A 9,139-nucleotide genomic window follows, 5' to 3' on the forward strand; every position below is an offset into this window, starting at 1 on the left:
CGTCGTCGGGTCCGACGCGGCGTCGCCGCCTGCCCGGTCGAGTGCCGGACCGGGCGGGCGGCGTCACCGACCGGGCCGTGGTGCCGGCCCAGCGGGTGGCCGGGGAGCCGGTCGGCGTCGAGATCAACGCTGGCTGATCGTCACGTCGCCGCTACCTGTCGAACCGTCGAGCACCACTGACGCGGCCGGGTCGTCGGCGACGGTGACCTGCGCGTCACCGGAACCGGTGTGGGACCGTACCTGGTAGCTGCCCGCCGGCACCAGCAGCGTCACATCGCCGCTGGACGCGTGCGCCCGCGCGGCGGCAGGCTTGTCCAGCTCGACTGTGACATTGCCGGAACCGGCCTCGGCGTCCGTCGTGCCACCGAGCCGACGCGCGGTGATGTCACCCGACCCGGCGCGCAGGCGGACGGCCCCGTTGACCTCGCTGACCTCGATGTCGCCGGAGCCGGTCTCCAGCTTGACCGCGCCGGTGGCGCCGATGACCCGCGCATCGCCCGAGCCCAGTCGAAAGTCCACCGCGCCGATCTTGCTCAGCTCGAGGTCACCGGAGCCGGACTCGCCCTGGAGCGTCACGCCCTCCGGGACTGTCACCTCGTAGGAGACGGAGCACCGGTCGCCGCAGTCGGTGTCCAACACCAGTTCGGCGCCCTTGATCTCGTATCGGGCCTGGGGCTCGCCGCCCTGGTAGCGCACCACGCGCTTGATCCGCGCCTCGCCCGCCGTGCCGCTGCCCCGGACGATCACGTCACCCGCACCCGGCAACACCCGGATCGTGGTGATCGTCACCGGCTCGGTGTCGTCGTAGTCGAGCCGACGCATCGCCAGGTTGTCGCACCCGGCGAGGACGATGAGGGTGGTGGCGAGCCCCAGCGCGACGGGGGTGCCGACGCGCCGAGAGCGCGGGGTGGTGGTGCGGTGCAGTGCCATGGCCAGCACGCTACGGCCGGCGACGAGGCCGGCGCATCGGGGTTCATCCGAGCATCCACCCCGAGCCGACCCTGATTTCACACCCCGAGGGAGAATGGCCCGATGGCCGGGTACCGCCGACAGCTCTACCGCGACGACGCGGTGGTGCTGCGTGTGCAGAAGCTCGGCGAGTCCGACCGGATCATCACCCTGCTCACCCGCCGGCACGGCCGGCTGCGCGCGGTGGCCCGGGGGATCCGGCGCACCACCAGCAAGTTCGGTGCCCGGTTGGAGCCGTTCGGCCATGTCGACCTCCAGCTCGCCGGTGACCCGAAGGGCAACCAGGGCAGCGCCCTGCACACCGTCAGCCAGGTCGAGGGCATCGACCTGTACGGCAAACGGTTTCTCGGGGACTATCCGCGCTACACCGCGGCGAGTGCGATCGCCGAGACAGCCGAGCGGCTCACCCCGGTGGAGCGGGAGCCGTCGCTGCGGCTGTTCCAGCTCACCGTGGGGGCGCTGAAGGCGCTGTCCCGGGGCGAGCACGCCACCACCCTGGTGCTCGACGCGTACCTGCTGCGCGGGATGTCGCTGGCGGGCTGGGCACCGGCGCTGGTCGCCTGCGCGGTCTGTGGCACTCCGGGGCGGCACCGGGCGTTCTCGGTGCCGGCAGGCGGCGCGGTCTGTCCGGATTGTCGGCCACCCGGAGCCGCTCATCCCGCGCCGGCCACCATCGATCTGATGTCCGCGCTGACCACCGGCGACTGGGTGCTCGCCGACGCCACCGATTCCGCCGTACGCCGCGAGTGCAGTGGGCTGGTCGCGGCTCACCTGCAGTGGCACCTGGAGCGCGCGCTACGCTCGCTGCCGCTGGTCGACCGGGGTGCCTCGGCGGCCGGCACGGCCTCGCCGCCGGAGGGCACCGGGGCCGTGGTGCTCCGGCCACGCGGCGACGTCGAGGCCGGGGCGGACGGTGCGAACAGGGAGTGACCGAGTGATCCGATCGAAGAAGGCTGGCCGGCGGGAGCCGAGCCCGCCGGTGCCACACCCGTCCGGGGCCCGGCCGCCGGCGCTGCCGGCCGAGGCGGTGCCGAGGCACGTGGCAGTGGTGATGGACGGCAACGGCCGCTGGGCCAAGGACCGCGGCCTGCCCCGCACCAAGGGGCACGAGGCGGGGGAGCACAGCCTCTTCGACACCATCGAGGGCGCGATCGAGATGGGCATCCCGTACCTGTCGGCCTACGCGTTCTCCACCGAGAACTGGCGGCGTTCGCCGGACGAGGTCCGGTTCCTGATGGGGTTCAACCGGGACGTGATCCGTCGCCGCCGCGACCAGCTGGTCGACCTGGGCGTACGGGTGGTCTGGTCGGGTCGGCCCGGGCGGTTGTGGAAGAGCGTCATCTCGGAGTTGCAGACCGCCGAGGAGATGTCCCGCGACAACTCGACGTTGACCCTGCAGTTCTGCGTCAACTACGGCGGGCAGGCCGAGATCGGTGACGCCGCCGCGGCGATCGCCAGAGACGTGGCGGCCGGCCGGCTCGACCCGGCGAAGGTCACCGAGAAGACCGTGGCGAAGTACCTCTACCACCCGGAGATCCCGGAGGTGGACCTTTTCCTGCGCCCCTCCGGGGAGGAGCGGATCTCGAACTTCCTGCTCTGGCAGACCGCGTACGCCGAGTTGGTCTTCCTGGACACGCTCTGGCCGGACTTCGACCGCCGCCACCTCTGGTACGCCTGCGAGCTGTACGCGCAGCGGGACCGGCGCTTCGGTGGCGCGCTGCCCAACCCGGTCGCGCCGGTGCTCTGAACCGGGGCGCTTATCCGCACGTCACTCTGGGTATCAGAGACGTCAGAAGCCACTGACGGAGGTGAACCCACATGATCCAGAAGCGCATTGCCCAGTGGGCGGTGATGGCGGTCGCGGTGCCACTGGCGGCTGCCGGCGCCCGTCGGCTCAGCCACACCCTGGAGACCCGGCGTGGTCCCTCCGGGGCCACCCGACTGCTGACCAGGGGCGCGGACCTGCTCCGCCCGCAGAAGGCCAAGCGCCGCCGCTTCTTCTCGACCCTCCGACCCCCCGGCCGCCCCCGCACCCGTGCGCGCGGCTTTCTTCCCAGCCCGCGCCCACGCCCACGCCGTGACCGGACTCGCTGACCGCCGGTCCGGGGGAGTCGACGGCGCCGAGGGGTGGGCGGTAGGTGGCGGTCTGCCGTTGTTCCCAGGCGGGGGGCAACCGGCGGCGGGTAGGGTCCGGAGGTGGCGGGCCGACGGCGGTTGGGGTGCGGATGCGGGATCTCCGGTTCAAGATGATCATGGCGTTGAACGCGGCCGACCTGGGCGACCCGATCTGTGAGCAGGTGGCCGAGATCTGCGCCGAGATCGCCGAACAGCACTGCGCCGAATTCGGCCACACGCCGCAGCTGCGGACCGGCGAGATCGCCGAACTGGCCACCGGCGAGCCGGCGCTGACCTGGGCGCCGTCGACCCCCGACGCCGGGCAGCGTGCCTGGTGACCGCCCCCGCGGTCGACATCCGTCGCGCCGAGGACCGGTTCGCCACCCGGATCTCCTGGCTGGACTCCAAGCACTCGTTCTCGTTCTCCCGGCACTACGACCCGGCCAATACCCACCACGGCCTGCTGCTGGTCAACAACGACGACGTGGTGCGCCCGGGTGCCGGTTTCGAGACCCACCCCCACCAGGACATGGAGATCGTCACCTGGGTGCTGCGCGGTTCCCTGGTGCACCAGGACTCCACCGGGCACTCCGGGGTGATCTACCCCGGCCTGGCGCAGCGGATGAGCGCCGGCACCGGCATCCTGCACTCGGAGAAGAACGACGCCTGGCGGCTCAACAACCAGGAGCCGCACAGCGACCCGGTGCACTTCGTGCAGATGTGGGTGCTCCCCGACGAGCAGGGCGTCGATCCCGGCTACGAGCAGCTGGAGATCGAGGACGAGCTGTTACGCGGTGGCCTGGTGCCGGTCGCCTCCGGAATGGACAGGTACGACGGCGCCTGCGCGATCCGGATCCGCAACCGGTACGCGACCCTGCACGCCGCCCGGCTCGCCCCCGGTGACGAGGTCACCATCCCGGACGCGCCCTACGTGCACCTCTACGTGCCAAACGGCACGGTGACCCTCGAAGGCAGTGGCCCGCTCGGCAGCGGCGACGCGGCCCGACTCACCATGACCGGCGGTCGGCGGGTCACCGCCGACGAACCGGCCGAGATCCTCGTCTGGGAGATGCACGCGACGGTCGCCTGACCGCTGCTCGTCGAGAAAGCACCCGGCGGGCTCCATTGATCGCGCTCGAACACGGATGTGGTGGCCTCCCCGAGACGGGAGGCCACCACATCATGGATCAAGCACGATCTCGCCGGGCGCGCCGGGCGGCGGCGCTCGGCGAGGCGTCCGGGTTTGTTACGCCGGCGACTCGGTGCGCTCGCCCGCCCAGGTGGTGTGGAACGAGCCCTCCCGGTCCACCCGCTGGTAGGTGTGCGCGCCGAAGTTGTCGCGCAGGCCCTGGATCAGCGCGGCGGGCAACCGCTCCGCGCGCAACGCGTCGAAGTACGCGAGCGACGACGAGAACGCGGGCGTCGGCACGCCGGCCCGGGTCGCGTCGCCCACCACCCGCCGCCAGCTCGGCACCCCGGCGCTGACCGCCTCGGCGAAGTACGGTGCCACCAGCAGCGTCGGCAGGTCCGGCTGCTCGTCGTACGCCTCCCGGATGCGGTCCAGGAACCGGGCCCGGATGATGCAGCCGCCCCGCCAGATCGTCGCGGTGCCGCCGAGGTCGATGTCCCAGTTGTACTCCTGGCTGCCGGCGCGGACGTGGTCGAAGCCCTGCGCGTACGCAACGATCTTGGAGGCGAGCAGTGCCCGGCGGACGTCCTCGACGAACGCCTCCCGGTCGGTGACCTGCCACTTCTCACCCGCGTCGGGGAACGCCCGGCGGGCCGCCTCGCGCTGGTCGACGTGCCCGGAGAGCGAGCGGGCGAAGGTCGCCTCGGCGATCCCGGTGATCGGGATGCCCAGGTCCAGGGCGCTCTGCACGGTCCACCGGCCGGTGCCCTTCTGCTCGGCCCGGTCCTGCACGATGTCCACGAACGCCCGACCGGTCGCCGCGTCGGTGTGCGCGAGCACATCGGCGGTGATCTCGATGAGGAACGACTCCAGCTCGCCGTTGTTCCACTCCCGGAAGATCTCCGCGATCTCCGCCGGCGTCGCGTCCAGGCCGGCCCGCAGCAGGTCGTACGCCTCGGCGATGAGCTGCATGTCGGCGTACTCGATGCCGTTGTGCACCATCTTGACGAAGTGCCCGGCGCCGTCCGGCCCGATGTGCCGGCAGCACGGCACACCGTCCACCTGGGCGGCGATCTTCTCGAACATCGGCCCGAGCTTGGCGTACGACTCGGTGGAGCCGCCCGGCATGATGCTCGGCCCGAGCAGGGCTCCCTCCTCACCGCCGGAGACGCCGGTGCCGCTGAAGTGCAGCCCCTGCGCGCGCAGCGCCTCCTCGCGGCGGCGGGTGTCGGCGAAGTGGGCGTTGCCACAGTCGACGATGATGTCGCCCTCGTCCAGCAGCGGCACCAACTCGTCGATCACCGCGTCGGTGGGCGCGCCGGCCTTGACCATGACGATGACCGCGCGGGGTCGTTCCAGGGACGCCACGAAATCGGCCATCGTCTCGCCCGGAATGAACGTGCCCTCGTCGCCGTGCTCGGCCACCAGGCTGCGGGTGCGCTCCGGCGAGCGGTTGTGCACCGCCACCGTGAAGCCGTTGCGGGCCAGGTTGCGGGCCACGTTGCGACCCATCACCGCCAGCCCGGTCACACCGATTTGTGCCCTCGCCTGTTCAGCCATCCGTGCCGCCACCTCTCGTCACCACTATTGGCGTTTGGAAACTTACCGTCATGCGCGCCGATGCGGACCAGTGATCGTGCTCCCGTTACAAGGAGTGGGACGGGAGCGACCAGAAGTACTGGTTCAGCCCTCGGCGAGACGTGCTTCGATCCGGGCGACCTTGCCGTTGAGCGCGTCGGTGACCCCGGGCCGGACGTCGGCCTTGAGCACCACACTCACCCGGGGCGCCTGCGCGGCGACCACGTCGACCGCCCGCTTTACCACCGCCATCACCTCGTCCCACTCGCCCTCGACAGTGGTGAACATGGCGTCGGTGCGGTTGGGCAGGCCGGACTCGCGGACCACCCGTACCGCTTCGGCGACCAGGTCGCCCACCGAGTCGTCCCCGCCGAGCGGGGTGATGGAGAACGCGACAAGCATGTGCCGATCGTGCCAGTAAATCGGCTGCGCGTCCGAGCGGGCGGTGGTTACAGTGCCGGCATGCGCAACTGACGCCCCATCTTCCGAGCCGGCCCGCCGTCCCGCGTCGCGGTCCGTGCGCTCCCGGGCGTCCCGCATCTCCCGTCCCGCCGTGCGGCGGCGTCGGCCCTGCCCGACCCGGTGAGCAGTCCCTCCCCCCTCGATCGTCGCGCCGCGACGGTCACCAGCCGATCCGACCGACCGCCGCAGCGCGGGACCGGCCGTGCCGGTCGGCACCGAAGGAGGCCCGGATGCCTGCCAGGCGTAACCCGAAGAAGTCCCGTACCCCGAAAGTGACGCCCCTGGGCACCACCCCGGCGGCCGGTCACGGCCCGCTTTCCGCCCCGCCAACCCAGCCGGTCGACTCGGTCCCGCCGGTCGAGCCGCTCGCCGCGCCGGCGCCCGACGAGCTGGTGGTGGTCGACGTGCGCGCGGTGGTGCAGTCGCCACCCGCGAGGGTCAACCCACAGCAGGCGGCACCGAAAGCTGGCCCGCCCCAGGCCGGGGCTGCCCGCTCGGCGGGCGGCAAGAGTCAGCGAACAGGCCAACCCCGCCGCTACGCCTTCCGCCGCAGCTGAACCCCACCCCCCAGCCCTCGTCGATCTTGCATATCCCGCTGCCACCCGACATCCTTTGTCGGCGCCAGGAACTGCGAGATCGGCGAGGGCGGTGGGAGTCAGCCGAGCAACGGGCGGAAGGTGCCGGCCAGGACGCTGGTGGTCAGTGCCGCCGCGGCCAGCACCAGCGCGCCGACGACGAGGAGGGTGTCGGCGCGGGTGAAGCGCTGCCGGCGGGCCACGGTACGGGGGATGCCGGCGTCGAAGCCGCGGGCGTCCATCGCCACCGCCAGCCGGGTGCCCCGACGGATCGCCCCGACCAGCAGCGCGAACGCGGTGGAGGCGAACAGTCGTAGCTTCGCCGCCGGGTTGCGTCCCGCGTCGACCCCCCGCGCCCGGCGCGCCATGCTGATCATCTGCCACTCCTGGCCGAGCAGCGGCACCAGCCGGAACGCGGCCAGCGCCCCGATGGCGAACCGGGCCGGCGCCCGGACGTTCTGGATCAACGCGTCGGCCAGGTCGGTGGGGTCGGTGGTCGCGAAGACGATCACCCCGGGGAGCGCCACCGCGAACACCCGCAGCACCAGGCCGAGCGCGGTGAGCAGCACGCCGGTGCTGACCAGTACCGGTCCGGCGTCCAGCAGCACCCGGCCGGACCGGTCGGCGGCGAAGAGCACCAGGGTGACCAGGATGCCGGCGGCGCTGAGCAGCAGCGGCCAGGCCCGTCGGGCCAGCACCCGGTAGCGGATGCCGAACAGCGGCAGCACGGCGAGCTCGATGGCGATGGCGATCGCCGGTGCCACCGGGTCCAGGGTCGCCAGCAGCGTGAACGAGAAGACCAGGGCGGCGGCGACCTTCGCCACCGGGTTGCGGCGGGCCAGCGGCGCGTCGGGCGCGGCGACCGGCTCGATGCTGATCATCGGTCGCCGTTCGACGCCCGCCGCAGGGTGACCGTGCGGTCGGCGAGCGCGGCGACGAAATCCGCGTCGTGGGTGACCGCCACGAGGCCGTGCCCGGCGTCGCGCAGGTCGGCGAAGAGGTCGACCAGCTCCCGCCAGGTCCGCCGGTCCTGGCCGAAGGTGGGTTCGTCGCAGATCAGCAGGCGGGGCGCGGTGGCCAGGGCGGTCGCCACGCTCAGCCGCCGCGCCTCACCACCCGAGAGGGTGTACGGGTTGGCGGCGGCGAGCCGGTCCAGCCGCAGCCGTTCCAGCAGCCCGGCCACGGTCTGGCTGATGACCGCCTCGGGCTGACCGGTCCGGCGCGGGCCGAGCGCCAGCTCGTCGAAGACGGTGCTGGTGACGAACTGGTGCTCCGGGTCCTGGAAGACCGACCCGATCCGTCGGGCCAGTGCGGGGGCCCGCCAGCGGTGCGGGGGAGTGCGGTGGTCCACGCCGGCCAGCTCGACGGACGCGGTGACCCGCCCGGTGCCAGGCCGGAGCAGCCCGCCGAGCAGCAACGCCAGGGTGGACTTCCCGGCGCCGTTGGGTCCGCGTACGGCGAGCGCCTCGCCGGCGCGTACCGCCAGGTCGGTGGAGCCCAGGCGGGGCGGCAGGCCGAGCCGGTCGGCGGTGAGCAGCAACTCCCCGGGCCCGGCGGCGGCCGGCCGGGGCGCGATGGGGTGACCGGGCACCCAGACCCCCTCGGCGGCCAGGGCGGCGCCGTGCGCGGCGAAGACCGCCTCGGGCGTGCCGTCCGCGCGGACGCCGCCGCCGGGTTCCAGGACGACCACCCGGTCGACAAGCGGCAGTGCCTCGGCGACCCGGTGCTCGACCAGGATCACTGTGGTGTCGGCGTCCAGTGCGCCGGTCACCGCCCGCCGGACCAGGTCGGCTCCGGCCGGGTCGAGGTTGGCGGTCGGTTCGTCGAGCAGCAGCAGGGCGGGACGCAGGGCCAGCGCGCCGGCCAGGGCGAGGCGTTGCTGCTCGCCGCCGGAGAGCGCGGCGGTGTTGCGGTCCCGGGAGTACGGGAAACCGACCCGGCCCAGCGCCTCGTCCACCCGGGACCAGATCTCGTCGGCCGGCACGCCCCGGTTCTCCAACCCGAACGCGACGTCGTCGCCGCAGCGCGCCATCACCAGTTGGGTTTCCGGGTCCTGGAAGACGATGCCGACCCGTTCCCGCCCCTTGCGCGGTCGAGGCCGTCGATCTCGACGGTGCCCTCCTGCTCGCCGGAGTCTTCGGGCAGCAGCCCGGCGAGCGCGCTGAGCAGGGTGCTCTTGCCGGCGCCCGACGGCCCGAGCAGCAGCACCCGCTCCCGGCCTCGACCCGCAGGTCCACCCCGCGCAGCGCCCAGGCCCGCCGCCCAGCGTGCCGCCAGCCAACCCCGCAGCAACACCCGCCCACCAACCCAC

General features: G+C 72.8%; 9 protein-coding genes and 2 pseudogenes. 6 read left to right on the forward strand and 5 right to left on the reverse strand.

From position 1 onward, the window contains the following. Positions 1–123: 123 nt before the first annotated feature. Positions 124–930, reverse strand: a complete 807-nt coding sequence (locus tag JM949_RS30330) for a DUF4097 family beta strand repeat-containing protein (protein WP_203151548.1) — start codon at positions 928–930, stop codon at positions 124–126. Positions 931–1,032: 102 nt separating this feature from the next. Between JM949_RS30330 and recO the strand changes: the two genes are divergently transcribed. The 5 genes and pseudogenes from recO (at position 1,033) to JM949_RS30355 (ending at position 4,174) form a co-directional block, all read left to right on the forward strand. After that, positions 1,033–1,899 carry a DNA repair protein RecO gene (recO, locus tag JM949_RS30335; RefSeq protein WP_203151549.1) on the forward strand — a complete coding sequence of 289 codons (867 nt, stop codon included), beginning with the start codon at positions 1,033–1,035 and terminating at the stop codon, positions 1,897–1,899. A gap of 4 nt (positions 1,900–1,903) precedes the next feature. Further along, positions 1,904–2,716, forward strand: a complete 813-nt coding sequence (locus tag JM949_RS30340; protein WP_203151550.1) for an isoprenyl transferase — start codon at positions 1,904–1,906, stop codon at positions 2,714–2,716. Positions 2,717–2,787: 71 nt separating this feature from the next. Next, a pseudogene (locus JM949_RS30345) lies at positions 2,788–2,970 on the forward strand (hypothetical protein); the annotation flags it as partial. A gap of 224 nt (positions 2,971–3,194) precedes the next feature. After that, positions 3,195–3,422: a thioredoxin reductase gene (locus tag JM949_RS30350; protein WP_091409742.1), complete on the forward strand. Its 228-nt coding sequence runs from the start codon at positions 3,195–3,197 to the stop codon at positions 3,420–3,422. Next, complete coding sequence (locus JM949_RS30355; RefSeq protein WP_309232398.1) at positions 3,419–4,174, forward strand: pirin family protein; 756 nt, start codon at positions 3,419–3,421, stop codon at positions 4,172–4,174. Before JM949_RS30350 ends, JM949_RS30355 begins: the two co-directional genes overlap by 4 nt. A gap of 156 nt (positions 4,175–4,330) precedes the next feature. Here JM949_RS30355 and gndA read toward each other — a convergent pair whose 3' ends face one another. Continuing rightward, complete coding sequence (gndA, locus tag JM949_RS30360) at positions 4,331–5,773, reverse strand: NADP-dependent phosphogluconate dehydrogenase (protein WP_203151551.1); 1,443 nt, start codon at positions 5,771–5,773, stop codon at positions 4,331–4,333. Positions 5,774–5,896: 123 nt separating this feature from the next. Continuing rightward, positions 5,897–6,193 carry an MTH1187 family thiamine-binding protein gene (locus tag JM949_RS30365; protein WP_203151552.1) on the reverse strand — a complete coding sequence of 99 codons (297 nt, stop codon included), beginning with the start codon at positions 6,191–6,193 and terminating at the stop codon, positions 5,897–5,899. Between the two features lie 290 nt (positions 6,194–6,483). Between JM949_RS30365 and JM949_RS30370 the strand changes: the two genes are divergently transcribed. Continuing rightward, positions 6,484–6,810 carry a hypothetical protein gene (locus JM949_RS30370; protein WP_203151553.1) on the forward strand — a complete coding sequence of 109 codons (327 nt, stop codon included), beginning with the start codon at positions 6,484–6,486 and terminating at the stop codon, positions 6,808–6,810. 98 nt (positions 6,811–6,908) lie between these two features. Here JM949_RS30370 and JM949_RS30375 read toward each other — a convergent pair whose 3' ends face one another. Together JM949_RS30375 and JM949_RS38855 are read right to left on the reverse strand one after the other, a co-directional pair. Beyond that, positions 6,909–7,709 carry an energy-coupling factor transporter transmembrane component T family protein gene (locus tag JM949_RS30375; protein ID WP_203151554.1) on the reverse strand — a complete coding sequence of 267 codons (801 nt, stop codon included), beginning with the start codon at positions 7,707–7,709 and terminating at the stop codon, positions 6,909–6,911. Then, a pseudogene (locus JM949_RS38855) lies at positions 7,706–9,134 on the reverse strand (ABC transporter ATP-binding protein). Before JM949_RS38855 ends, JM949_RS30375 begins: the two are co-directional and overlap by 4 nt. Positions 9,135–9,139: the final 5 nt, after the last annotated feature.

The sequence above is a fragment of the Micromonospora tarensis genome (genome assembly GCF_016803395.1).
GTDB lineage: Bacteria > Actinomycetota > Actinomycetes > Mycobacteriales > Micromonosporaceae > Micromonospora > Micromonospora tarensis.

Bases quoted from the DNA above. Each gene is read 5' to 3' on its own strand.
- JM949_RS30330 (WP_203151548.1), bottom strand. From the start codon at position 930: ATGGCACTGCACCGCACCACCACCCCGCGCTCTCGGCGCGTCGGCACC.
- recO (WP_203151549.1), top strand. From the start codon at position 1,033: ATGGCCGGGTACCGCCGACAGCTCTACCGCGACGACGCGGTGGTGCTG.
- JM949_RS30350 (WP_091409742.1), top strand. From the start codon at position 3,195: ATGCGGGATCTCCGGTTCAAGATGATCATGGCGTTGAACGCGGCCGAC.
- gndA (WP_203151551.1), bottom strand. From the start codon at position 5,773: ATGGCTGAACAGGCGAGGGCACAAATCGGTGTGACCGGGCTGGCGGTG.
- JM949_RS30365 (WP_203151552.1), bottom strand. From the start codon at position 6,193: ATGCTTGTCGCGTTCTCCATCACCCCGCTCGGCGGGGACGACTCGGTG.
- JM949_RS30370 (WP_203151553.1), top strand. From the start codon at position 6,484: ATGCCTGCCAGGCGTAACCCGAAGAAGTCCCGTACCCCGAAAGTGACG.
- JM949_RS30375 (WP_203151554.1), bottom strand. From the start codon at position 7,709: ATGATCAGCATCGAGCCGGTCGCCGCGCCCGACGCGCCGCTGGCCCGC.